A 22506-nucleotide genomic window follows, 5' to 3' on the forward strand; every position below is an offset into this window, starting at 1 on the left:
GGAGGCCGGTGATGCGGATCCGCGAGATCCTTCGGGGCAAGGGCGCGCATGTGGTGACGATCGCGCCTGAGACCTCGGTCCGAGATCTTCTCCATGTCCTGGCCGAGCACAACATCGGCGCCGTCGTCGTCAGCCGGGACGGCGCCACGATCCAGGGCATCGCGTCCGAACGCGACATCGTGCGCCACCTCACCCCTGGCACCGAGGTACTCGACCGTCCGGTGTCCTCGATCATGACCCGCGAAGTGCACACCTGCGAGCCAGGCGACACGGTCGACGAACTGATGCGCCTGATGACGCAGGAGCGGATCCGGCACGTCCCGGTGTTGGCCGGTGGGAGCCTCGCCGGCCTCGTGAGCATCGGCGACATCGTGAAGACCCGAATCGGCGAGTTGGAGTTCGAGCGCGAACAGCTCGCCGACTACATCCGGCGTTCCTGAGAACCCGCGAACTCTCCCGGCTTCGCTCACCTCGGCGCCCGCGCCGTCGCTAGACGATGCACGCGCTGTTTCCCCACGATGCACGGCGAATTCGCCCGTGCATCGTGGGGGAAGTGACGCGCATCGTAGGTGCTGCCTCACTCGGTTGTGGACGCGGAGATGCGCTTGGTCCCTGCCGGTGCTAGCGTGCTGGCGCGGCATGACGCGTACGCCGTTCGCCGTTTGCTTCCGCGCCCACGCTGCGGTGGCACTCGTCGGCCAAGGTCTCCTGGGGCCCGCGCAAGCTTCCGCCTGGTTGTCATCTGGTACCGGCGGTGCGTGGGGCTGCTGGGGAGAGATGTCGACATGCCGAAGAAGCAAACAACCAGGGGCCGGAACGCCCGCGCTGCGGCACGTGACGGCGAGAAGTTCACCACTGCGTTGCGCCGGCTGTCATCGGCGCCGGAGATGCGTACAGGCGATGGCCGCCTGGAGCTTGAGTTCAGCGGCGCGATCTTTCAGTGGCGCGGTCCGGCGCCGTACTACTTCGTTGCGGTGCCTGAGGAGCAGAGCCTCCAGCTGAAAGTGGCGACGTCCGGCACCAGCTATCACCGGGGAATGCTCCGGGTACAGGCGCGGATCGGCGATGTCGAGTGGGCGACATCGATGTGGCACAAGGACAGGCGTTACGTCCTCCCGATAAGGGACTCGGTGCGCAAGCCTAGGGGCCTCGCCGACGGGGACACCGTCACGATCCACCTCACTGTGGCCGTCCCAGCGCTGGACAAGAGGCAGGATCCCGCTCGGGCGCGTCCTGCTCGAGCCAATCGCAAAGCACCTCAGGCAGCCGGGCGACGCCAACCAGGTAGCGGAGACGATCAACAGGTGGGGCGCAGCGGAGCAGGCGCCAAGAGTCGCAAGAGGCCACAGGTCACCGACGATCAACTCCGGATCGTCCCCGCGAACGAGGCGACCTGGGAAGACCTGCAGGCCATCTTCGGCGTACGTGGCTCTTCATCCGTCTGCTGGTGCCAGCGGTACAAGATGCGGCCCAAGGAGGGTTGGGCCACGGTTGGTGCCGAGGGACTCGCCTCCCGGCTCCGAGAGCAGACCGGCTGCGGGCAGCCGGAGTCGGCCACCACGACCGGCCTGGTCGCCTACCTCGACGGTGAGCCAGTCGGCTGGTGCGCGGTCGACCCGCGACCGTCCAACCCGCGCCTGCTGAGCCACTGCCCCGTGCCCTGGGCCGGCCGAGCCGAGGACAAGACGGATGACAGCGTGTGGGCGGTGACGTGCTTTGTCACCCGGGCCGGCTATCGGCGCCGCGGCATCAGCCGGGCACTTGCCCGCGCCGCCGTCGACTTCGCCCGACAACGCGGCGCCCGCGCCCTGGAGGGCTATCCCCACAGCACCGAAGTCTTTCACGTCGGCACCCCCAACGTCTTCGCCGCCGCCGGCTTCGTCGAGGTGAGCAGACCCACCACCAGGCGCATCCTCATGCGCATCGATTTCTAGGGGGTGTCTGATCGATCGTGATCCATCAGACACCCCCTAGCAGCGCTCACATCGGCCAGGGCAGCCCAGGCACGGCCTCGGGACAGCTGAACTGACGGTCGAATACCGAACAAGACCCGATTCGACGACCCAACCATGACCCGGGCGTGTTCCATGACGTGGATGCGGCACAGGTTTCCGACACACGTGTGGAGAGTGGAGTTATGAGCACCCTGGACGAGCCGGGTCGGCCGGAGCCTCCTCTGGCCGCTGATGAGACCGAGACCCTCGTAGGGTTCCTGGAGTACCAGCGCGCGACGTTCGCGTGGAAGTGCGCTGGCCTGGCCACCGCCGGGCTGAAGGCGACCGTGGGCGTCTCGACGATGACGTTGGGCGGGATGCTCAAGCACCTGGCCTACGTCGAGGACCACTGGTTCTCCCACCGCATCTGGGGGAACGAGCGCCCGTGATGCACATGCTCGAGGAGTACGCCCGGCACAACGGACACGCCGACCTCATCCGAGAGTCGGTGGACGGCCTCATCGGAGAGTGACCGGCCAGGCCGACGATCCGGCGGCCGGTCGTCTACACCGAGCCCGGTTGCGGCGTCGCTTAGCCCGGCACGTCCACAGGCCGGACACCCCCGCTTCTCTCGCGCCCTTACCTCCTGTCCGCGCCTGCGCGCACCGCACGGGGAGCCGATCCCAGCAACCGGCGGCACGCCTTGTTGAACGCCTGCAGGTCACCAATTCCCACCGACGCCGCCACGGTCGGGATCGGCAGGGTCGACTCCCGCAACAGGTGCCTGGCGCGTTCGATCCGACGCCGCCGGATGTAGCCCACCACCGTGTCGCCCGTCTCCGCCCGGAACAGTCGGGTCAGGTGGTTGTGCGACACTCCGGCGGCCCGTGCGACTGCCGGCACGGTGAGCTCGCCGGCGAGATGGGACTCGATGTAGGCGATGGCGGTGCCCACCGCTACGTGCGTACGCCCCGTCTCCGCCAGCATTCCCAGCTGGGCCACGCGCCACAACGCGGCCCACACCTCGGCCGCCGCTCGCGCGGGAGTACGCGGCCAGGCGGCAATCGCCTGCAGCAGCAGAGTGGACAGCATCGGCATCTCGGCACCGCTGTCCTGCACCACCGGCACCTGCTGCACCGCCGGCACGACTGGCACCTGCTGCACCGCCGGCACCACTGACACCTCCTGCCCTCCCGGCACCAGTGGCGCCACCGACGACGCCGGGCCCTCCCGCACCTCCCCAGGCTGCCGCGACGCCGGGTCATGCACGGTCGGGAGGTCGTCCCGCGCCGCCGCCACCGCCGATCCCCTGCCGTTGGCGGGCGGCAGGCGGAGGTGGGCATACAGGTGCTCGGACCGGCCGCGGTAGCGGTACTGCACCAGGGCACCCGGCGGCACGAGGCTCACATAGCCCGGGCGGATGGTGTGCACAACCGTGTCGACGGTGAGCTCCGCCGTGTAGCGGTAGAGGTGCAACTGCCACATGTCCGGGAGCCGGAACACGTCGCGCGGCCGGGCCGTCCCGTGCAGCCCGACGCCGAGGCTGACCACTTCAGGTGGCTCGTCGAGTCGCACCGGGACCAGCTGGCGCTGACCGGAGCCGGACGATGCATGCATGCTCATAGTGAATATCTACCACTACTGGTGAACGAGACCCACGCAATTGTTGCCCTACCCGACCTACCGTTGATGGGTGGCGACCAGCAGGTCTGCGTACGCCACGAGCCCGATCCCCGGCACCCCTGGAGAGGACATGGCCATCCACCCCGCCCGCGAGGACCTTCTGACCTCGGTCCAGATGGCGCACTTCGTCTCACACGGCTCGCTGATCATGGAGAGAGTCGTCCCCGCGGAGATGAACGCCGAAGCGGTCGACGTCTTCACCGCCGGCGTCCCGCACGCGCCCTACGGCACGTCGATCGAGGAGACCTACCCGGAAGGTTCGTTCGTCCGGCGGCTGGTCGAACTGCCGAAGGTCGCCGGGGCCATCCACAGTCTCGTCGGCCCGGGTCCGACGATCGACCACCACGCCGTGCACGTGCGGTCACCTCGCCAGGGGCAGGCTCAGCCCCTGCACGGCGACGCCATCATCGACGTACGCCTCGACGCGTTCGACGTCCAGCTCATGTACTACCCACAGGACGTGACGCTCGACATGGGCGGCACGCTGAGCGTGCCCGGCAGTCACCTGCGCCGGACCAACGAGTCCGACACCGGGCGCTACCAGAACCTCCGCGGCCAGACGCGGCTCGTATGCCCCGCCGGCACAGTGGTCTTCGTCCACCACGGCATCTGGCACGGCGGGCGCCGCAACGACAGCGACATCAAGCGCTACATGTTCAAGATCCGCTTCAACCCCACCGTGCGCCAGCACCGGCTGTGGAACACCGACGACCTGCACGACCCCGCGGTCGGTGAGAAGCTGCGGACCCGCTTCCCGTGGTATGAGCACGCCACCGGCCGGCTGGAGATCTACAACCGGGTGCTGATGTGGCGCGCGCTGACCGGCGACGAGACCTTCGACATCGACTATTGGGCGACCCGGGTCTCCAACTACCCGAAGCGCGTCGTGACCGCCGGCGTCTGAAACCCGCGCCACGGCCGTCCGATCCCGAGCCTGTTCCCCCTCTGGTGCCGTACGACCTCTCGCAGGCGTACGTACGTACGAACGAATGGAGCCTGCATGAACGCCGCCACCGCGCCGACGACCGTCGCGCAGCCGACCCTGCGGCAACAGGTGCTCGTCCTCTACCTCGCCACGTCCGCCCTCGACAGCTCCGTCGTCGGCTGGTCGGTCTACGACGGGACCGGCCGGACGGCGCCGACCACAGGGGACGCGGACGAACCGGCCTACGACACCGGCGTCGCCGCCCTGCAGGACGGCTGGCGGCTCATCCAGGCCGCCCAGCTGATCCCGCCGTATCCGGGTCACGAGTACGACGTGTCGTTCCTCAAGCACGAGTTCTGGTTCGAGAAGCTCGTCGACGTGAGCGCCTGAGCTTGCAGTGAGGGGGTGGCGTCGCCGGACCTCACAAAGGTCCCGTGCCGTGCGTTGACAGGGTGAGAACCGCCTACAGGAGGGGATCACCCGATGATCACCACCGCACCAGAACCCGACGCCGGCCCAGACGCCGACCTGCGCGCCGCCCTCGAGCGGGCGGCCGACGCCGATCCGCTCGGCGAGGCGTACGACCGGCTCCGCGACCGCCTGACCGACCAGGCCCAGCAGGCCGGAATCCTCGATGTCGCGTACCGCACGGTCGACACCCCCGTCGGCGAACTGCTCGTCGCGGGCACCGAACGTGGGCTGGTCCGCGTGGCGTACCCGATCGAGGGTCACGAGAAGGTCCTCGACGCCCTCGCGGGCGAGGTCAGCCCGCGCATCCTCCGCACCCCTGCCCGACTCGATCCGGCGGCCAGGCAGATCGACGAGTACTTCACCGGCCGCCGACGAGTCTTCGACCTGCCGCTGGACATGCGGCTCGCTCGCGGCTTCCGCCGGCTCGTGCTCGATCGTCTCCGCGAGATCGGCTACGGCACGACCGCGAGCTACGGCGCCGTCGCCGCGGCCGCCGGCAGTCCGGCAGCGGTGCGTGCGGTCGGTACCGCATGCGCGCGCAACCCGCTCCCCGTCGTCGTGCCCTGCCACCGCGTGGTCCTGGCCAACGGTTCGATCGGGAGGTACGTCGGCGGCGTCACCGCCAAGAGGACCCTTCTGGAGATGGAGGCCGCATCGTGACCTCCATCTCCACCGACATCGCACCGGCCGCCCGCCGGAAACTGGAACCCGACCGCGTCCGCGGCTATCGACCTGACCGTGATCAGGTCGACGGCCGCGCCCGCCGGCCGCTCAGCCTCCCTGGCGGGCACCGACCGGCTCGGGGTCAGGAAGGGGCTCGCCAGTCTCCAGCAGCGACTTGAGACTGGACAACAGGTGCGGCCAGCCTTGGCTGACAGTTTCCAGGACGACGCTGTCGGGCTCGAAGCCGTCGTGGACGACGGTCAGCTTGACCAACGGTCCGGCAGGTTCGATGTCGAAGGTCACCTTGGATCGGCGTTCCTTCACCGCCCTGTCGAGGAAGTCCGCGCTCACCCATTCCTTCGCACCGGCGTACCACTCGGGTGTGAAGGTGTGCCAGGTGTAGGAAAGTCGGCGGCAGGGCTCGGACTCGAGGATGACCTGGTCGGGGTCGGCGGAGATGATGCCGTGCTCGTTCCAGGTCATCGACGATCCCACCTTCCAGTCCGTGTCGAACGTGGTCCCCCAGTACCGCGCGGTGAACGCGGGATCGGTCAACGCCTGCCAGAGTCGTTCGGGCGTGGTGTTGATGTAGGTGGTGTAGACAAACTCCGGCTTGCTCATGGGTTCTGACTCCAATGCTGTCTTCAGGTCGGCGAGTGCGTGGACCCGATCGCGGTCGTACTGGCTGATCCACCGCTGGGCGATGGCGTTGATCGGTTCGGCGTTGAGGTAGTGCAACTTCTCCCGGCCGCGCCACACGGTGGCGACCAGGTTGGCGGCCTCCAAGAGGCTGAGGTGCTTGCTGACGGACTGCCGGGCCATGTCCAGACCCGTACAGAGTTCGCGCAGGCTCTGGCCGCTCCGTACGTTCAGGCTGTCGAGCAGCCGCCGCCGACTCGGGTCCGCCAGTGCCTTGAACACCTCATCCATCTGCCACCCCCAAAAATGCAGCCAGTTGGCTGCCTACAAGTTAGGCAGCCAACTGGCTGCATGTCAACCGCACTCCGGACCCGTCGGGCGGAGGCCGACATCATGGCGCCGACGATTCGGGTGAAAGGCCCCAACGGCTTGCCTCGCGAAAGCCGATACCGTGCCGCCGTGGCCGATCATGCACGGCGCCCCCTGCTGTTCCTGGACGTCGACGGGACCCTCCTGCCGGTCGGCGGCGTTCCGCGTCCCTCGCCCATCGACTGGGACGCATGGCAGGACGCGTCGAATCCACAGCTCGCGAAGCTCGATCCGGCACACGGCCCACGACTGCGGGCACTGTCCTGCGAACTCGTCTGGGCAACGGCGTGGATGCATGACGCCAACGAGGTGATCGCTCCGCTGCTCGGACTGCCAGAGCTACCAGTGGCCGACCTTCCGGACGCACCCGAAGAAGACGACTTCAGCGTGTTGCACTGGAAGACCCAGGCCCTCGTCGAGGCTGCCGCAGGACGCCCGTTCATCTGGGTGGACGACGAGATCGGCGAGCTGGACCGGTCATGGGTCACGACACACCATCACGGCCCGGCCATGCTTCACCGCGTCGACTCTCAACACGGCCTCACGCTCGTGGACTTCGACACCCTCAACGACTGGCTCCGGCGAATACCCAGCGCGCAAGCCGAGCCCACGACCTGAAGCCCCATGGTCCAGTCGGGTGGCCGAACAGCAACGCCAGGAAGGGGAATGTCGATGAGCCAGCAGCCGAACCTGCATGTCGAGCGCCCCGACCTCCCGGGCAGACAGGACAGTTGACCACTTTGCCTCCGCGTGATCGACCCGGACGGTCAGAAAGCGCCCGTAGCGCCGGATCACGCGCGGCCAGTGCGGTAGGTGACGTCGCGACGGTGCACATCAGGGCTTGTACGACGTGAGCAACCGCGTGATCGTGTGCTGGTGGGTCACCTCAGCGATCTCGCCGAGGGTGAGTCCACAGCTGAACCTGCGTTCGAGCGCCCGCGGTTCGGCCCGCAGTGCACAGCGGACGGCGGACACGTCTCCACGTCCAATCGCCTCCACGAGGACTACCTCCTCGCGCGGTGGTGGCGGGGCTTGGAGCGTCTCGTGGGGCATCCACCAGGTCTGACCGGCCTCACCCAACGCCGTGAAGCCCGCCCGCCGATAGACCGGCTCACCCATGGCTGTCGCGTTGAGCAGAACATGCTGGCAGCCCAACTCTCGCGCAGATCGGCATGCGGCGACCGTCAGCGCCGTGCCGATGCCCTGCCGCCGCGAACCGGCCACGACGGCCGTGTCGTAGATTCCGCCGATCGACTCCCCTTCGAACCCGGACAGGTGCAGCATGACGGTGCCCACACCGACATCCTCGAGGAACGCGGCGAAGCACCGCAGCGATGGGGCGGTCCCATCGCTGGCCACCGGCCGATACGGCAGATCCCCCAGACCACGACCGGTGTCCTTGTCGATCTCGGCCACGACCAGGCCCTCGGGCTCGGGATTGTCCTCGACGAGGTTCGTGAGGTCCAGTCCCATCCAGTTCGGCCGCCAACCCCAGTGAAAGCCCCGAGCGAGAAGCCGGGGTCCGAGGTCGTCGACCGCCCGCTCATCCATCGACCACCAGCCCACCTGACCGAGAGGGCGATGCTGTCGGGCGAAGGCCACCACCTCGTCGGCGAACTCGGACGCCTCGGCCGACGGTACGTCCGGAAAGCCCACGAGGATCTCCGTGCCGGGCCGGTAGGCCACCACGCCGTCGTACGTGCGTCGCACCGATCCGCCGGCCGCCACCGCCTGCGTACCGAACATGCTCTGGTGGTTGGACGCTCCAGCCAACTGGAGTCGGCGATGGAGCGGCTCTGGACCAGATGTCGGCGAACGGACAGCCATGGCGTCTCCTTCTCGAGCGCCTGGGTCCACGTTCAGGCCAGAAAGTAGAGGCCGGCGACGTGCGTACGTAGGTCGAACGAAGGTGGACTATGCCCTTCCCGCGGACCCGGAAGCGCCCTCCAGCGCCCTGCGAGAGTATGGCTGAGGAGTTGCCGTGTCCACCGCGATCGGCTCAGGGCTGTTCCGGCCGAGCTAGCGCCGCCTGCCGCCGGAACCACGCGTTGCTTGCCGGGAGGAACTGCAGGACCACGGCGGGCACCACCACGGGTATGGGCCAGAGCGCGAGCATGAAGAGACCGCCGAGAACGGTCAGCACGATCCGGGCAACGGCACTTCCGCGTCGCAGCCGCGTCGACGCCACCACGAAGACCACGCCCAGCCCGACGACGAGGAACACCGCAACGGGCGACAGTGACGCGCCGGTCCCGCTCTGCCGCGCCCAGTACCAGAGGGCAGCCAACGCGAGGACGATGCCCAACGCCAGCCAGAGCCCGGCGGCGACGGTGACCACGCGCGGACGTTGCTCAACTGGCGGCTGGTCCGCCTCGGGAGAGGGCACGTGTTCCGGACCGACAGAGCTCATCGCCGTCCTCGCAGTCGCTGCGGATACGACCAGTTCGTCCTACTTCTCCGGAGCGTATCGCCGAGCGGATGGGAGGGGTCCCGGTCGCCGGCGGCACGCAGAATCTGCGGGCGTCCCCGACCGTGGGTACAGCTTGGGTGCCACTCGCGTCACTGGCGACCACTCGTGGCCAGCCGGACTGTGACGGTGTCGCCGTCGTCGAGCCCCTCGGCCTTGCGCACCATGTCCTTCAGCGGTACGACGTATCCTCCGTCCTTGGGCCACAGGGACGTCGCCCACTCGGTGTCGCCGATCCGCACCTGGACGGGGATCATCCCCCAGCCGTAGGTGACTGCCGCGGAAACCGCCTGCAGGTCGAGGCTCTCCTCCTCCGGCACGGTGACGAAGTAGTACGGCGCCGGGCCCCGCCACTGCCAGATCTCGCCGCTGAACTCCACGACCATGCCGTCGTGGTCCCCCTTGGCCGGCTCTTCCATGCCCGCCATCATGGCCGTGATCGTTCGTCGTAGGGAAGACCCGCTCGGTCGCGGCTCAACGGGCGTTGCACTTGCCGGCCCCGTCGCCCTCGGCGTCGGTCTTCCTTGGTCATGGCGCCACACGCTACGCTCCGATCCGGACGTTTCACTTCCGGATTTTGGACTTCGAATGCCGTACGACGCGAGCCCCACCGCAAGGGCCCTCCTGGCCCTCGAACTCCTCCAGGCCAGCCCGGGCATCACCGCCGACCGGCTCGCCGACAAGCTCGGCGTCTCGGAGCGGGCCGCCCGGAGATATGTCGGCATCCTCCGCGAGGCCGGTATCCCGATCGAGTCCGTCCGTGGACCCCACGGCGGCTACCGCCTCGGCCGCGGCCTTCGGCTTCCGCCGCTGATGTTCACGGCTGCGGAAGCCCTCGGACTGGTCATGGCCGTACTCGACGGCCACCACGACGCAGGCGATCCGGCAACCCTGGTCGGCAGCGCACTCGGCAAGATCGTGCAGGCACTCCCGGAGCCGGTGGCCGCCCAGGCCGAGGCCGTCCGTCGAAGCACCGCGCCCGCCCCCGACCGCTCCGCCGCCCGGCCCGACCCCGAAACCACGACCGCGCTCGTCGAGGCCCGCTCGAACCACCGACGGGTGCGGCTCGCCTACCGCTCCGAGGCAGGGTCCGAGTGGGTGAGCGAGGTTGACCCGTGGGCGGTCGTCGTACGCCACGGCCGGTGGTACCTGCTCTGCTGGTCCCACCATGCGAACGATCGGCGCGCCTACCGCATCGACCGGGTCACCGCCGTCGAGATCCTCGACGGCATTTTCACTCCGCCCGCCGACCTCGACCCCGTCGCCGACCTCGAAACGCACCTCGCCGTCGGCTGGGACTACGCCACCGAGGTCGTCATCGACGCGCCCGTCGACACCGTGACACCTTGCCTCCCCCGCGCCCTCGGGCGGCTCGAACGTGTCGACTCTCGGACCGCTCGACTGGTCGGCAGCACCAGCAACCCGATCTGGTACGCCGAGCAACTCGCGGCGCTCCCGGCGTCGTTTCGGATCGTGAAATGCCCCGAACTCCAGGAAGCCGCGCGGACCATCGGGCAGCGACTACTGGCCGCAGGCGAGAGTCCACGGCTTTGACCTGGGTCCGGCCATCGTCGCAGCCCTGGCAATTTCCGGACACGTTTCTTCGCCCCGTATGCGCTCTCAGCCGGCCGTCAGCCTTGGGGGATATTCAAGTAGAATCAGCCAATCCGAATTCCTCGAATCGATACGGCGCCGCCGATGCTGAGCACGGATCCCACGAACGCGATGACCAGCGATTGTCTACGAGCGATCGACGCGATTCCCAAGGCCGACCTGCATCTGCACCAAGAGGCTGAGCGATGCCTGGATCGCATCTTTTCCAGGCGTGACGGTCGACCACCATATGACTGGTCGGCCTGGCGCCGTCAGATAATCGAGACCGTTCCAGCCGGACAAGAACGCTTGCGTCTCATCGGCACGGTCAAACCAGTTCCGTTAGCAGACGATGATGACGACCTCTTCGTAGCCCGATTTGCCGAACTCCTGGAATTCGAGGCCGAGGCGGGCGCGCATTACGTGGAGGTGCGAGGCGACGGCCGCACAATACGCAAGGCTCGGTTCATGGAACTCTTCCGCCAGGCTGAACAGCGCGCTCAGGAAAAGTACCCTCAGCTCCGCGCCGAGGCTATCGCCATCATCATGACGACACTGCCCGCGGACGAGGTGGCCGCCATCGCCGACGAATGCGTGCGGGCCCGGGGCGACGGCCTCGCCGGCGTGGACTTTCTGTACCAGCCGTACCTCACCGACGCCGACTGGACCCCGATCCACCGCCTTGCGGAGCGTTTCGCGGAGGTCGGTCTCGGCGTCACCGCGCACGCTGGCGAAATGTCCACAGCCAACATCGCCGCCGCGGCCCAGACACCCGGCCTCACCCGCATCGGGCACGGCATTCACGCCGCCTCCGAACCGGGCCTCATTGACCTGCTCATCGACCGCGGCATCACCTTGGAGTGCGCACTGACCTGCAATGCCTTCCTAGGCGCCACGCCGTCGCTCGAGGAGCATCCGCTGCCTCAGCTCATCGAGGCTGGTGTCTCGGTGGCTCTCGCGACAGACAATCCGATCCAGGTCGGTACGACGATCGGGCGGGAATACCTCGTGGCAGCTTCACTCGGTCTCACCATTCGACAGCTGCACGACATCGCGCGGAACGCCATCCAGGCGAGCTTCACCACACCCGACAGGCGAGCGGAGCTTCTCGCCCGCCTCGGGCCCTGATCCCTCATTCCTTTCCTGCTGCCGCGTCTGTCTCTTCGCCCTCGAGGAGGAGCCCTACACCCCGCGCTGCCCACGAGATTTTGACAACCATCCTCACGTTCCCGGCCCGAATGCTCGGCCACTTCCAGGCGCCACATGCGGAATGCACCTGCCCGGCTGTGGCGTCGGATCACCGACCGGCCGCCGATCGCCTCGCCAGTACCATCCTGAAATGGACGCCAAGGAATGGACGTGGGACGAGACGCTGTTCTCCGGGAGCGCAGCCCACTACGGCATCGGCCGCATGCCCTACCCGCCCAGCCTCGCCGACGCTGTTTGCCATGAACTCGATCTCGACGGCACCGGGCGACTGCTGGACGTCGGCTGCGGACCCGGGTCGCTCACAGTCCTGCTGGCACCCCTGTTCGCCTCGGCAGTAGGCGTCGACGCCGACCCCGGCATGATCGCCGAAGCACAGCGCCGGGCCGGGGAGGCGGAGGCAGGCACCATCGAATGGCGGCACCTGCGCGCCGAGGACCTGCCAGCCGGCCTGGGCACGTTCCAGGTCGCCTCGTTCGCCCAGTCGTTCCACTGGATGGATCAGCCCCTGGTCGCCCGTCGCGTCCGCGACATGCTCAGCCCAGGTGGGGCGTGGATCCACGTCGGTGCCACCACGCACCGTGGTGTGACCGGTGAGCACTCGTTGCCGCACCCGCCACCACCGTGGCAACAGATCGAGGACCTGGTCGCCCGGTATCTCGGACCAGTACGCCGGGCCGGACAGGGCCACTTGCCGCAAGGCACCCGCGGAGGCGAGGAAGCCGTCATGCGACACGCCGGTTATAACGGCCCTACCCGGATCACCATCGACGAGGAACGGATCGCCGACCGGAGCATTGACGAGATCATCTCGGCGGTGTTCTCCCTTTCCAGTTCGGCGCCGCACTTGTTCACCGACCAACTCACCGCTTTCGAAGGCGATCTGCGCCACCTCCTGCAGAAATCAGCCCCGAACGGCCGCTTTGCCGAGCGAGCCAGTGCCGTCGAGGTCGTCATCTGGCGTCCCTGACATGCAATTGGGCGAGGGTAATCGGATCGGTGATGCCTACCGTCCGCCGCTCAACTGCGCAGCTGCGCGTTGAGCCGTGCGGCCTGTCGCGTGAGGTGGTCGCGTTCGGGGAGATTGGGTGCTGATCGGGCGGCTTCGGCGTAGAGCCGTGCTGCGGTGACTGGGTCACCGTCACGCTCGTGGAGGTACGCGGCGGCCGCCGTGTGGCGCGGCAGGGAGGGGTCGAGCTCCGCCAGGGCAACCAGGCCGGCCCGGGGGCCGTCGGCCTCGCCGACCGCGACGGCCCGGTTGAGGCGGGCTACCGGGTTGTCGGTGAGCCGCAGCAGTTCGTCGTACCACTCGACGATCTGCACCCAGTCGGTCTCCTCGGCCGTCCGCGCGTCGGCGTGCAGCGCGGCGATGGCGGCCTGGGCCTGGAACTCGCCCAGGCGGTCGCGGGTGAGGGCCCCCTGGAGGACGTCGACGCCCTCGGCGATCAGGCGGGTGTTCCACAGGCTGCGGTCCTGCTCGGCGAGGGGCACGAGGCTGCCGTCGGTGCGGGTACGTGACGGGCGCCGCGCGTCGTGGAGCAGCATGAGCGCAAGCAGGCCCGCCACCTCCTCATGGTTGATCTTGGCCGCCAGTTGGCGGGTGAGCCGGATCGCCTCGGCGGCGAGGTCGACGTCGCCGGAGTAGCCCTCGTTGAAGACCAGGTAGAGCACGCGCAGCACGGTGGCGACGTCCCCGGGCTGGTTGAACCGGACGCCCGAGACGGTCCGCTTGGCCCGGCTGATCCGTTGGGCCATGGTCGCCTCTGGCACGAGGTAGGCCTGCGCGATCTGACGCGTGGTCAGGCCGCCGACCGCGCGCAGCGTGAGCGCGACGGCCGAGGCCGGTGTCAAGGAGGGGTGGGCGCACAGAAAGTACAGCTGGAGCGTGTCGTCCATCGCCTCGCCCGGGGCGGGCATGGGCTCGCCCTCGACGCGTTCCTCGCGGTGCCGTCGGGACGTGTCGGCGCGGGCGGCGTCGAGGAACTTGCGCCAGGCCACGGTGACCAGCCAGCCCTTGGGGTCCCGCGGTGGGTCGTCCGGCCACACGCGCACGGCCTCGACCAGGGCGTCCTGCACGGCATCCTCGGCCGCCGCGAAGTCGGCACCGCGGCGGACGAGGATCCCGATCACGGTAGGGGTGAGGGCCCGCAGCAGGGACTCATCCACCGTGCGTCACTCCGTGATGCACGTCGAATGCGCGCCCAGGAACGGGCGGACCTCGAGCCACTCGTGGATCGGTTTCCCGCCCGCGCCCGGAGCCGCGGACAGTTCGCCGGCGAGCTCGAGCGCCCGATCGTAGGTCTCGACGTCGATCACCATCCAGCCGGCGATCAGGTCCTTGGTCTCCGCGAACGGGCCGTCCGTGACCGGCGGTCGCCCCTCGCCGTCGTAGCGGACGAACGTACCCTCCGGTGAGAACGCCTGACTGTCGACGAACTCGCCCGTCTCCTCCAGCCGGGCCGCGAAGTCGCGCATGAACCGCACGTGCGCGTCGACCTCCTCCGGCGTCCACTGGTCCATCGGCACGTCGTTGACCGGTGCCGGTGCGCCCCGGTAGTGCTTGAGCAGCAGGTATTTGGCCATCAGCATCTCCTTCTTGTGCGGTCAGGCCCATTGTGGCCGTGTTCACTCCGGGGACGGAGCCGCGCGGGGGTTCTCGACATCACACCTGGATTTCCTGGCGGACTTCACAGACTCCGTGTGCCGCGGTGGGGTTGAGGCGTGGGTGATCCACCCAACGCGAGCGACCGCGCGCCCCTCAGCCGTGCTGACGCTCCTCCCGCTGTCGGACCAGTTCCTCGACCGCGCTCGGCAGAGTCGTCTCGAAGTCGATCAGCTTCGCCCACGTCGGGGTCACGACGATCCGGACCATGCCGTCGCGGTAGAGCGAACGCACCTCCGCCTCCCACTCGACCCGCTGCTCGGGCGTCATCTCGTAGGTGCTGGTCGCCTGGAGATACTCGTCCGGGATGCCATCGACGTAGTCCAGCTCGGCGCGGCCGCGGATGAGCAGGATCTTGGGTGGGTGCACCTCGGTGTCGATCGTCATGGCGACCGTCGGGTTGTTGCGTAGGGCCGGGAGCTTCGGCGCGTTCTTCGTCGTGCACATGACGATCTCCAAGCCGTTCCAGGTGAACCCGATCGGCACATTGCGCGGTGTGCCGTCCTTGGCGACGTAGGCCAAGCGGGTCAGGTCGCGGGCCAACAGTTCCTGGCTGATCGGTCGGTTCAGAACCTCGGTGATCTCGTTCGGTTGCATTGTTGTTCCTCCCGCTGCCGTTCTCGGTCTCTCCAGGCGGATCGTTCTGGTTGGTCGCAGGTCGGCCGCCACGGGCCGCTAGCCGAGCTCCTCGGCCAACCCGATGAAGATCCCCTCAGGGCCGCGGACGTAGCAGAGCCGGTAGCTGTCCTCGTACTGCGTCACCTCACCGACGAGTTCGGCGTTGTGAGTACGCAGGCGGGCAACGACGTCCTCGATGTCGTCGACGACGAACATGACCCGGTGCATGCCCACCGTGTTGTGCGGCGGGTTCTGCGGGTTGGCGGCGATCGCCGCGGGAGTCAGGTATTTCGCCAGCTCAAACCGGCCGTGGCCGTCTGGGGTCCGCATCATCACGATGTCGCAGCGGACCCCGTCGAGTCCGACGGTCTGGTCAGCCCAGGGACCTTCGACCTGCCCTTTGCCCTCCACCTCCATACCGAGTTCGGTGAAGAAGGCGACGGCGGCCTCCATGTCTTCGACGACAATGCCGACGTTGTCCATCCGCTGAATCGTCATGGTGTTCTCCTTCTTCCTCGCGCCGCCCGTTGTGGCCACTGGTGTACCTAGGACGGAGCCAGCGCCGCGTTCTCGACACCCGGAACGTGATGAGTTCCAGGGATCTACATCTGGCCGTCGCCGCCCCGGGGCGCCGAGGTTTACGTTCTTCGATGGCTACCCGGTTTCGCGGTGGATGTGGGCGTGGTGACCGTCTCGATCGAAGATCATGATGAGCTCGGCCGGGCTGTCGATGGCTGCGAAGGCGTGCGGTGTCATGGTGGCGAACTCGGCGGCCTCGCCGGTCTCGACGGTGATCTCGCGTTCGCCGAGGGACAAGCGCACCCGTCCTTCGGTGACGAAGAACCAGTCGTGACCGGGGTGGACCCGTTGCTCAGCCGCTTTGCGGGTTGGTTCGAGTCGCACCTTGACCGCGGTCGTGCTGTCGGTCGGCCGGCTCAACATCCAGGTTGTGCGCTCGCCCGTGCTGTCCGGCGTCGGGCGGATGACCACATCGTCGTCGCTGCGCACGTCGAGCAGGGCGTCGAGGTCGACATGCAGGGCCGTGGCCAACGGCAGCAGGATGTCGAGGCTGATCGTCCGCTTGCCGGTTTCGACGCGGCTGATGGTGGAGGGGCTGAGGTTGGTGCGTGCGGCGACCTCGTCGAGCGACAAGCCGAGGGTCGTTCGAAGACTCCGTAGCCGCGTCCGAACCAGCTTTTCGATCTCCCTGGGTTCCGTCATCGCCTCTCCAGGTGCCTTGCGGATGCTGCAAGTAGTCTCGCACATATCGCCAGGATGGCGTAGCGTCCGGGGCATGAGTGATTCAGACTTCCGACCCGTAGAACGGCACTGTGACGTCGCGGTCGTCGGTGGATCAGCGGCCGGACTTGCCGCCGCGCTCCAACTCGGGCGTCAGCGCCGGTCGGTGATCGTCATCGACGCCGGCGATGCACGCAACGCCCCCGCCGCGCACATGCACGGCTACCTCGGCCGTGAGGGGGTCACGCCTTCAGAACTGACCACCGTGGGTCGCGAGGAGGTACGCAGCTACGGCGGTGAGGTCCTCGCCGGTCGGGCGAGTCGCGTGACCCGAACCGATGACGACCACTTCCGCGTCGAACTCGTCGATGGTCACTTCGTCGTCGCCCGCCGAGTCATTGCCGCCACCGGTCTGGTGGACGTGCTTCCGGACATCGACGGACTGGCCGAGCACTGGGGGCGCGAGGTCATCCACTGTCCGTTCTGCCACGGCTTCGAGGTCCGCGACCGCCGCATCGTCCAGATCGTCACCCACTCCATGGGACTGCACCCCGTCGGGTTGTTTCGCCAGCTCAGCGAGCGGCTCACCGTCGTGCTCCACAACCCTGTCGGCATCGACGAGTCCGAGCTCGACGTCCTTCGGGCGGCCGGCGTGGACATCCGGTCCGGGCCGGTGGGCCGCGTCGTCACGGGCGCGGACCGCCACGTCGCGGCCGTCGAGCTGGCCAACCACGAACGCATCGACGCCGACGCGGTAGTGGTCGGTCCTCGGTTCAGGGCACGCGCCGAACCGTTTGCCTCGCTCGGTCTGCGACCGGTGGCGCACCCGTCCGGGCTCGGGGATGTCGTGGAGACCGACGCGACCGGGGCAACCGCGATACCGGGTCTCTACGCCGCCGGCAACGTCACCGATCCGAGCCAGCAGGTGTTGCAGGCCGCCGCCGACGGCAGCCGCGTCGGTGCCATGGTCAGCTTCAGTCTCGCAGCCGACGACATCCGAGCCGACGCCCGACGATCAGGCAACGAGGCCGACTGGGATCATCGCTACGCCGGCGACCAGATGTGGAGCGGCAACCCGAACGGCACACTCGTCAACGAGGTCGGCGGCCTCGCGCCTGGCCGCGCACTCGACGTGGGCGCCGGCGAGGGCGGCGACGCACTCTGGCTGGCCGAACAAGGTTGGAAGGTGACTGCCAGTGACATCTCCCAACGCGCACTGGACCGTGTCAACGCCGAGGCCGAGCGCCGCGCTCTCCACGTCGTCTGCCACCGCTCTGACGCGAACGCAGTCGATGCATTTGACACCGCAGCGTTCGACCTCGTGTCAGCGCATTACGCATCGATTCCCCGCACACCCGATGGCCGCGGTGTTCGCAACCTGCTCAACGCAGTTGCTCCCGGCGGCACGCTTCTTGTTGTGAGCCACGATCTCGAGCCGATGCGTGCGCCGACCGGCACGCTGGCCCACAGCCGACCATTCGACCCAGACGCCTACCTACGAGTCGACGACTTCGCAGCCATGCTCACCGACTCAACCGAATGGAACATCGAGGTTCATGAGAAGCGACCTCGCCCGGCGGGTGCCGCCTCTGCTGCCCACCACATCGAAGACGTCGTGCTACGGGCCCGACGAAGCGCTAGCTGACAAGATTCCGCGTTCCCCCGACCTGCCCTAGAACCCCCGCCGACGACACGCCACCGTCGATGAACTGCATGAGCTCCACGAACCGCTCAAGCGCTACCTGATGTGGGTGCAACAATCGGACCTACTGGCGCTGAGCGTTGCTTGCGGCGTTGTCGGGGGCGGGTTCGATCCTTCATCGTCGGCGGTTGTCGCGCGAGGAGAGGCGATCAATTGGCTGAGTGTCACGGGGCCGATGAGTGGATCGTAGACCTGCCTTCGTCCGGCAGGCCTACCCGTTCGGCAATATCCGAGCTGACGGGGAAGATTCAGGGCTCTACAGACGACGGATGTATCTGGCTCGTCACCGACGAGGACAGCAGCAGGGTCCCGTTGCTCTGGCCGTCGGGATGGCGGGTAAGAGTGAGGCCTCACCACAGGACCAAATTCACGGTGCTTCATAGGAGGCTTCGCAATCGCGACTTGCAGGCTGGAATCTATTTCACCACCCGTCTAAAGCTCGTCGGTTACTATGAGACTGTCGGTCCGGATGATGAGTGCATGCTTGGCAAGTCTGAGGCGTTTCGGATCGTCGACACGGTCTTCCTCGATGCCGATAACCTCCTACCCAAAAGCGTTCCACCTCCAACGCGAAAGAAATGACACCAAGGGGAACAGGCTGCGCGCCCGCGTTGGTCGAAGACTTGCTACAGCGGCATGTCGTACCGGGCAATTAGTTGGGGCCCCATGGGCATGATCGGAAGCCCTTCTGCCCTCGATAGGGTGGCCCATTGGTTCCGCCCCTACGGCTCACGGGCGCCGGAGGACTCACCAGAGGTAGTAGACCGGACGAACTCCGCCCTGTCTCGTTGTGGATGCGGCGATCCGCACCATTCCAACGGCTCACGACCCGACTCGGCCTGTGTGGTCCGTACTCCCTGCGTGGCGTGGCTCGTCGGGCCTACCCTCGGGTGATCGAGCCGGCTGTGACCGGCCGTAGTCGTCGTCGAGGCGGATGATGTCGTCTTCGCCGAAGTAGTCGCCGTGCTGGACCTCGACAAACGTCAGAGGAACGAGCCCGGTGTTGTGGATGCGATGGGCGGCGCCCTGGGGAATATCGATGGCATCACCGCGCCGCACGTTGATCATGCTGCCATCAAGGGTTACCGCTCCTTCGCCGGCCACCACGAACCAGTGCTCGGAACGGCGTGCGTGCTTTTGGTAGCTGAGGCGGTGCCCTGGGTGGACCTCGATGGTCTTCACCTTGAAGCCGTTTCCATCTGCGACGACGGTGTAGGTGCCCCACGGGCGCTGTGCGCGTTCGGTCACTGGGCCATTCTGTCGTAGTGCCCCCCGGTTCGTCGGCAGGAGGCGCGCAGGCGTGGCTCCATGACCTCCTTATCCGTAGAGGCAGGCGGGCCGATGGCTCGAGTTCGGCCGTCCTTGCAGGTCGTTGGGGTCATGCTGGGGTCAGGGGCGAGCCAGCATGGTTGCCGCCGTTGCAGTACATCGCTGCTTCGCTCGCCAGTCCCCGCGACGAGGGCAGGTGACGACGGCGCCGCACGGCACACGTTATGGGGCACTGTTCCTCCAGTGACGCCGGGGAAAGTCCATATACCAGTCGGCATGGCTGATGAGGGGTAGGCCGAGGAACATCGTGATGTTGAGGCTAGAAAGGTCCGGCACGCCGCAGTCCTGCTCGGGGAACGTGACATTGCCGATGCGGCACGGCGCCAGCCGCCCCTTGGGGTTCCTGCCGGTGTTGCCGTAGACGTCGGTGCCCGTACCGAACTCGTGGGTGATGGTGACAATCTCTGGATGGGATTCGGCCCACGTGCGGTCGACGATGGTGATGCCGGCGCCGGTGTCCCATACGGCATCGACGGTGGTGTTCCCCCAGTGCACTGGCACTGCCGGGGACTTGTTCGACGGTGTTGGCAAAGGCAGGAGCGCGTCCGTGGGTGCTGGTCCGTCGAGCTCGAGGACGCCCTCGGTGAATCGGAAGTGGCATGCGTGTGGGCCGAGCACATCCATGCCGAGCAGGGGTGGGTGCGGCCATCCGGGCGCCTGGAGACTCACCGTCAGTCCCCGTGCCGTCAATGAACCCCACTGCAACGTCTCCAGCCGCACAAGCCTCTCGTCATGTTGACCCGCGCCCGTATTCGGATCCGGACCTTCCGGCCGGAGACGGCCAGCGAGTGCGTCTCGGTGCGGTACCGAGCTGCGGTAGGTCCCGGTGTCTAGCAGCATGCGTATGGGGACGTCGTCTGCGACCGCATCCAGGAGTACCTGGCGGGCGCGGGGACTCGACGGATCGGGTACGACCGGTAGTGGGAGTGTGAGCCCGGATGTCATCCGCGTGATGGTGCCAGCGGAGGCAGCTGGCTGTACAGATCAGGTGCACTGATGGCGTCCCCGGAGACCTCCCACAGGGAGTAGCTGTCAAGGCGGTGGGCCCGGACGGCACACGAATATGGAACCCATGCTCACTTGTCCAGATCAGTCCATGCAGTCTTGGTTCGGCCGTAACAGGGCACGCCATGGCGCCTCGTTGTCCAGGCAGTCCGTATCCGTCGGTCCCGCAATTGCACGCGGATTGCCCGCTGGCCTTCCTATCTGGCGCCGTCCCGAAAATCGATCGAATTCCATGATCGACCCACCTAGGCTGCCACCCCATGACCGTTCGAGTTGAAGAGGTCACGGCGGGAACGGCCGAGTGGACTGCGCTCGCCCTAACCTGCACCGACATGGGGCCAGTCGACCTGTGAGCCTGCACGCGACCATGCCCGTCCGTTCGTGCCTCGTATGCGGGACACCGCGTAGTGGCAGCTCGATGCTGTGCGGTCTGCTCAAGTCGAGCGGCGTCGCGGGCCGGGCCGAGGAGTACTTCTGGCGCGGGGACGAGGCCTTCTGGGCGAAGCGTTGGGACGCTTCGGCCCCGGCGGAGTCACCATGGCCCGACTACCTGCGCGCCGCGTTGTCTGAGGGGACGACCCCGAACGGAGTATTCGCCGCCAAGGTGATGTGGGGATACTTCGACGACCTGCTCACCAACCTCGCCACCCTTCCCGCCAGCTCCGGGCTGGATGCGGCCCAGCTGCTGCGACGTACCTTCCCCGACCTACGGTTCGTTCTCATCCGACGCGCCGACACGATCGCGCAGGCTGTCTCGTTGGCGCGGGCTCACCTGACCGGGGTGTGGTACCGGCCGGCCGGGTCGGATCCGGGTCCGGACCCCGACTACAACTACGACCTGATCGACGGGCTCCTCCACCTGGTCGACGAGCACAACACGGCCTGGATGCGATGGTTCGACGAGCACAACATCGAGCCGTGCACAGTTACGTACGAGGATCTCGACGCGGACCCGGCCGGCGTCACAAGGCGAGTGCTCGCGTTCCTGGACGTCGACCCATCATCCGCACAGCCGATCACCGCGCAGACCGAGCGCCAGGGCACCGCACTCAACACGACCTGGGTAGCCCGGTATCAGGCCGAGCGTCGAAGCCGGCCGCCGACGGACTGATCCCAGACCGCTGTGGAATGCCCGTCTCACCTATCCGTAGAGGCAGGCGCCGTAGCTCCGTGATTCCCGGTGCCTTGTCCTCACGTCCCAGATTCCCTGGTTCAAACAGGACACCACGCTGGCCGGTTCCCTTCAGTAGCGTCGCCGACCAGTTCGAAGCTACGACCGAGGCCGAGGCAGTTCCGGGCTGACCATTTCCGGGACACGGGATGAGACGGAGCGTTGGAGATGACCACGATCTGGGTTTCTGCAGTCGCGGCACAGTACCGGTTGAGCCTTGACGAAATGGAGATCGTCTTGCGCGGTTGTCCTGATGAGCTGTGGGAGGCGAGTATGTGGGAGGTAAGTGCCGACGGCGGGCCTGTGACGGATCCTGATGGGCGGCCGTTCGATGACCCAGCGGTCAGTGAGCGCAAGCTCCGGGCCCAGGGTGCCGTGTGGCGAACTGCCTACCACGCGCTCTTCTTCACCGACGCCGACTTGTCTGCCATGGAGACGGATTGGGCACCTCCTGCCCCGTTCTCTCCGCACGACGAAGACTGGTACGTCGTGCCGCCTACGTATTCTCGCGAACAGCTGCTCGGCTACGTCGACCACTGTCGGCGTCAGGCCGACAAGCTCTTTGCTGACCTGACCGATGATCAGGGAGCCGCACAACTGCCCAGGTGGCACCTAGGCGCCGGGACGGACTCGCTGGCGCGCCAACTCGTCCTGGGCGTGTACCACCTCCCCCTGCACTCGGCTCAGGTGCGCACGTTCCTCAGAAGCCAGGGCGTCCGCTGCGCCGATGACTGAGCGACGGCCACAGTGTCGCTTGGCAGGGCAACCGCCTCGGCGGCGGCGGATTCGCGCATCGACGCGAAGAAACAGGCCATAGTGGTGGTCAGTTT

26 protein-coding genes are annotated in these 22506 nt (G+C 67.4%); 14 read left to right on the forward strand and 12 right to left on the reverse strand.

All coding sequences use genetic code 11. The features are described from left to right. The first annotated feature begins 11 nt into the window (after positions 1–11). The 4 genes from ABN034_RS29460 (at position 12) to ABN034_RS29475 (ending at position 2466) form a co-directional block, all read left to right on the forward strand. Positions 12–440 carry a CBS domain-containing protein gene (locus ABN034_RS29460; protein ID WP_349331728.1) on the forward strand — a complete coding sequence of 143 codons (429 nt, stop codon included), beginning with the start codon at positions 12–14 and terminating at the stop codon, positions 438–440. Positions 441–785: 345 nt separating this feature from the next. Further along, positions 786–1934, forward strand: a complete 1149-nt coding sequence (locus tag ABN034_RS29465; protein WP_349694244.1) for a GNAT family N-acetyltransferase — start codon at positions 786–788, stop codon at positions 1932–1934. Positions 1935–2137: 203 nt separating this feature from the next. Further along, the gene (locus ABN034_RS29470) at positions 2138–2383 is read left to right on the forward strand and encodes a mycothiol transferase (protein ID WP_349694245.1); all 246 of its coding nucleotides are present in this window, start codon (positions 2138–2140) and stop codon (positions 2381–2383) included. Between the two features lie 5 nt (positions 2384–2388). Continuing rightward, on the forward strand, positions 2389–2466 hold the full coding sequence (locus ABN034_RS29475) for a mycothiol transferase (protein ID WP_349694276.1): 78 nt from the start codon (positions 2389–2391) through the stop codon (positions 2464–2466). A 107-nt stretch (positions 2467–2573) separates the two neighbouring features. Here the strand turns inward: ABN034_RS29475 and ABN034_RS29480 are convergent, their stop codons facing one another. Next, the gene (locus ABN034_RS29480; protein WP_349694246.1) at positions 2574–3551 is read right to left on the reverse strand and encodes a helix-turn-helix domain-containing protein; all 978 of its coding nucleotides are present in this window, start codon (positions 3549–3551) and stop codon (positions 2574–2576) included. 76 nt (positions 3552–3627) lie between these two features. On the opposite strand from ABN034_RS29480, the gene ABN034_RS29485 reads away from it, so the two are divergent. The 3 genes from ABN034_RS29485 to ABN034_RS29495 all read left to right on the forward strand — a co-directional run bounded on the left by ABN034_RS29485 (position 3628) and on the right by ABN034_RS29495 (position 5673). Then, complete coding sequence (locus ABN034_RS29485) at positions 3628–4521, forward strand: phytanoyl-CoA dioxygenase family protein (RefSeq protein WP_349694247.1); 894 nt, start codon at positions 3628–3630, stop codon at positions 4519–4521. 96 nt (positions 4522–4617) lie between these two features. Continuing rightward, a complete protein-coding gene (locus tag ABN034_RS29490) occupies positions 4618–4932 on the forward strand; it encodes a hypothetical protein (RefSeq protein WP_349694248.1) in 315 nt (104 codons plus the stop codon). Between the two features lie 93 nt (positions 4933–5025). Beyond that, on the forward strand, positions 5026–5673 hold the full coding sequence (locus tag ABN034_RS29495) for a methylated-DNA--[protein]-cysteine S-methyltransferase (RefSeq protein ID WP_349694249.1): 648 nt from the start codon (positions 5026–5028) through the stop codon (positions 5671–5673). Between the two features lie 111 nt (positions 5674–5784). Here the strand turns inward: ABN034_RS29495 and ABN034_RS29500 are convergent, their stop codons facing one another. Continuing rightward, positions 5785–6606 carry an ArsR/SmtB family transcription factor gene (locus ABN034_RS29500; protein ID WP_349694250.1) on the reverse strand — a complete coding sequence of 274 codons (822 nt, stop codon included), beginning with the start codon at positions 6604–6606 and terminating at the stop codon, positions 5785–5787. 168 nt (positions 6607–6774) lie between these two features. Between ABN034_RS29500 and ABN034_RS29505 the strand changes: the two genes are divergently transcribed. Beyond that, positions 6775–7302, forward strand: a complete 528-nt coding sequence (locus ABN034_RS29505) for an HAD domain-containing protein (RefSeq protein ID WP_349694251.1) — start codon at positions 6775–6777, stop codon at positions 7300–7302. Positions 7303–7518: 216 nt separating this feature from the next. On the opposite strand, the gene ABN034_RS29510 is transcribed toward ABN034_RS29505, so the two are convergent. The 3 genes from ABN034_RS29510 to ABN034_RS29520 all read right to left on the reverse strand — a co-directional run bounded on the left by ABN034_RS29510 (position 7519) and on the right by ABN034_RS29520 (position 9570). After that, complete coding sequence (locus tag ABN034_RS29510) at positions 7519–8511, reverse strand: GNAT family N-acetyltransferase (RefSeq protein WP_349694252.1); 993 nt, start codon at positions 8509–8511, stop codon at positions 7519–7521. Positions 8512–8683: 172 nt separating this feature from the next. After that, a complete protein-coding gene (locus ABN034_RS29515; RefSeq protein ID WP_349694253.1) occupies positions 8684–9094 on the reverse strand; it encodes a hypothetical protein in 411 nt (136 codons plus the stop codon). Positions 9095–9243: 149 nt separating this feature from the next. Beyond that, positions 9244–9570, reverse strand: a complete 327-nt coding sequence (locus ABN034_RS29520) for a DUF1905 domain-containing protein (RefSeq protein WP_349694254.1) — start codon at positions 9568–9570, stop codon at positions 9244–9246. A gap of 169 nt (positions 9571–9739) precedes the next feature. On the opposite strand from ABN034_RS29520, the gene ABN034_RS29525 reads away from it, so the two are divergent. From ABN034_RS29525 to ABN034_RS29535, 3 genes are all read left to right on the forward strand, one after another. Continuing rightward, on the forward strand, positions 9740–10705 hold the full coding sequence (locus tag ABN034_RS29525) for a helix-turn-helix transcriptional regulator (RefSeq protein WP_349694255.1): 966 nt from the start codon (positions 9740–9742) through the stop codon (positions 10703–10705). Positions 10706–10849: 144 nt separating this feature from the next. Continuing rightward, on the forward strand, positions 10850–11872 hold the full coding sequence (locus ABN034_RS29530) for an amidohydrolase family protein (RefSeq protein WP_349694256.1): 1023 nt from the start codon (positions 10850–10852) through the stop codon (positions 11870–11872). 211 nt (positions 11873–12083) lie between these two features. After that, positions 12084–12920, forward strand: a complete 837-nt coding sequence (locus ABN034_RS29535; protein WP_349694257.1) for a class I SAM-dependent methyltransferase — start codon at positions 12084–12086, stop codon at positions 12918–12920. A gap of 50 nt (positions 12921–12970) precedes the next feature. Here ABN034_RS29535 and ABN034_RS29540 read toward each other — a convergent pair whose 3' ends face one another. From ABN034_RS29540 to ABN034_RS29560, 5 genes are all read right to left on the reverse strand, one after another. Then, entirely contained in the window at positions 12971–14116 is a 1146-nt protein-coding gene (locus ABN034_RS29540) for an RNA polymerase sigma factor (protein ID WP_349694258.1), read from the reverse strand. A 6-nt stretch (positions 14117–14122) separates the two neighbouring features. Then, positions 14123–14533, reverse strand: a complete 411-nt coding sequence (locus ABN034_RS29545) for a YciI family protein (RefSeq protein WP_349694259.1) — start codon at positions 14531–14533, stop codon at positions 14123–14125. 175 nt (positions 14534–14708) lie between these two features. Further along, positions 14709–15209 (reverse strand): pyridoxamine 5'-phosphate oxidase family protein, encoded by a 501-nt coding sequence (locus ABN034_RS29550; protein WP_349694260.1) that lies wholly within the window; start codon positions 15207–15209, stop codon positions 14709–14711. A gap of 78 nt (positions 15210–15287) precedes the next feature. Beyond that, positions 15288–15728: a VOC family protein gene (locus tag ABN034_RS29555; protein WP_349694261.1), complete on the reverse strand. Its 441-nt coding sequence runs from the start codon at positions 15726–15728 to the stop codon at positions 15288–15290. A gap of 156 nt (positions 15729–15884) precedes the next feature. After that, positions 15885–16451: a helix-turn-helix domain-containing protein gene (locus ABN034_RS29560; RefSeq protein ID WP_349694262.1), complete on the reverse strand. Its 567-nt coding sequence runs from the start codon at positions 16449–16451 to the stop codon at positions 15885–15887. Between the two features lie 73 nt (positions 16452–16524). Between ABN034_RS29560 and ABN034_RS29565 the strand changes: the two genes are divergently transcribed. Next, on the forward strand, positions 16525–18114 hold the full coding sequence (locus tag ABN034_RS29565; RefSeq protein WP_349694263.1) for an FAD-dependent oxidoreductase: 1590 nt from the start codon (positions 16525–16527) through the stop codon (positions 18112–18114). A gap of 879 nt (positions 18115–18993) precedes the next feature. Here ABN034_RS29565 and ABN034_RS29570 read toward each other — a convergent pair. Then, positions 18994–19419 carry a phosphomannose isomerase type II C-terminal cupin domain gene (locus ABN034_RS29570; protein WP_349694264.1) on the reverse strand — a complete coding sequence of 142 codons (426 nt, stop codon included), beginning with the start codon at positions 19417–19419 and terminating at the stop codon, positions 18994–18996. A gap of 243 nt (positions 19420–19662) precedes the next feature. Continuing rightward, on the reverse strand, positions 19663–20445 hold the full coding sequence (locus tag ABN034_RS29575) for an aspartyl protease family protein (RefSeq protein WP_349694265.1): 783 nt from the start codon (positions 20443–20445) through the stop codon (positions 19663–19665). A 427-nt stretch (positions 20446–20872) separates the two neighbouring features. Here ABN034_RS29575 and ABN034_RS29580 point away from each other — a divergent pair, with 427 nt between their 5' ends. Both ABN034_RS29580 and ABN034_RS29585 read left to right on the forward strand, forming a co-directional pair. After that, positions 20873–21616: a Stf0 family sulfotransferase gene (locus tag ABN034_RS29580; RefSeq protein ID WP_349694266.1), complete on the forward strand. Its 744-nt coding sequence runs from the start codon at positions 20873–20875 to the stop codon at positions 21614–21616. Between the two features lie 228 nt (positions 21617–21844). Next, positions 21845–22411 carry a DinB family protein gene (locus ABN034_RS29585; protein WP_349694267.1) on the forward strand — a complete coding sequence of 189 codons (567 nt, stop codon included), beginning with the start codon at positions 21845–21847 and terminating at the stop codon, positions 22409–22411. Positions 22412–22506: the final 95 nt, after the last annotated feature.

Source organism: Actinopolymorpha sp. B11F2, from assembly GCF_040195635.1.
GTDB lineage: Bacteria > Actinomycetota > Actinomycetes > Propionibacteriales > Actinopolymorphaceae > Thermasporomyces.

Coding starts and splice junctions, on each gene's coding strand:
- ABN034_RS29585 (WP_349694267.1), top strand. CDS start 21,845: ATGACCACGATCTGGGTTTCTGCAGTCGCGGCACAGTACCGGTTGAGC.
- ABN034_RS29480 (WP_349694246.1), bottom strand. CDS start 3,551: ATGCATGCATCGTCCGGCTCCGGTCAGCGCCAGCTGGTCCCGGTGCGA.
- ABN034_RS29475 (WP_349694276.1), top strand. CDS start 2,389: ATGCTCGAGGAGTACGCCCGGCACAACGGACACGCCGACCTCATCCGA.
- ABN034_RS29500 (WP_349694250.1), bottom strand. CDS start 6,606: ATGGATGAGGTGTTCAAGGCACTGGCGGACCCGAGTCGGCGGCGGCTG.
- ABN034_RS29520 (WP_349694254.1), bottom strand. CDS start 9,570: ATGGAAGAGCCGGCCAAGGGGGACCACGACGGCATGGTCGTGGAGTTC.
- ABN034_RS29495 (WP_349694249.1), top strand. CDS start 5,026: ATGATCACCACCGCACCAGAACCCGACGCCGGCCCAGACGCCGACCTG.
- ABN034_RS29545 (WP_349694259.1), bottom strand. CDS start 14,533: ATGGCCAAATACCTGCTGCTCAAGCACTACCGGGGCGCACCGGCACCG.
- ABN034_RS29550 (WP_349694260.1), bottom strand. CDS start 15,209: ATGCAACCGAACGAGATCACCGAGGTTCTGAACCGACCGATCAGCCAG.
- ABN034_RS29515 (WP_349694253.1), bottom strand. CDS start 9,094: ATGAGCTCTGTCGGTCCGGAACACGTGCCCTCTCCCGAGGCGGACCAG.
- ABN034_RS29555 (WP_349694261.1), bottom strand. CDS start 15,728: ATGACGATTCAGCGGATGGACAACGTCGGCATTGTCGTCGAAGACATG.
- ABN034_RS29535 (WP_349694257.1), top strand. CDS start 12,084: ATGGACGCCAAGGAATGGACGTGGGACGAGACGCTGTTCTCCGGGAGC.
- ABN034_RS29575 (WP_349694265.1), bottom strand. CDS start 20,445: ATGACATCCGGGCTCACACTCCCACTACCGGTCGTACCCGATCCGTCG.
- ABN034_RS29490 (WP_349694248.1), top strand. CDS start 4,618: ATGAACGCCGCCACCGCGCCGACGACCGTCGCGCAGCCGACCCTGCGG.
- ABN034_RS29525 (WP_349694255.1), top strand. CDS start 9,740: ATGCCGTACGACGCGAGCCCCACCGCAAGGGCCCTCCTGGCCCTCGAA.
- ABN034_RS29580 (WP_349694266.1), top strand. CDS start 20,873: ATGCCCGTCCGTTCGTGCCTCGTATGCGGGACACCGCGTAGTGGCAGC.
- ABN034_RS29470 (WP_349694245.1), top strand. CDS start 2,138: ATGAGCACCCTGGACGAGCCGGGTCGGCCGGAGCCTCCTCTGGCCGCT.
- ABN034_RS29530 (WP_349694256.1), top strand. CDS start 10,850: ATGCTGAGCACGGATCCCACGAACGCGATGACCAGCGATTGTCTACGA.
- ABN034_RS29460 (WP_349331728.1), top strand. CDS start 12: ATGCGGATCCGCGAGATCCTTCGGGGCAAGGGCGCGCATGTGGTGACG.
- ABN034_RS29565 (WP_349694263.1), top strand. CDS start 16,525: ATGAGTGATTCAGACTTCCGACCCGTAGAACGGCACTGTGACGTCGCG.
- ABN034_RS29465 (WP_349694244.1), top strand. CDS start 786: ATGCCGAAGAAGCAAACAACCAGGGGCCGGAACGCCCGCGCTGCGGCA.
- ABN034_RS29510 (WP_349694252.1), bottom strand. CDS start 8,511: ATGGCTGTCCGTTCGCCGACATCTGGTCCAGAGCCGCTCCATCGCCGA.
- ABN034_RS29560 (WP_349694262.1), bottom strand. CDS start 16,451: ATGACGGAACCCAGGGAGATCGAAAAGCTGGTTCGGACGCGGCTACGG.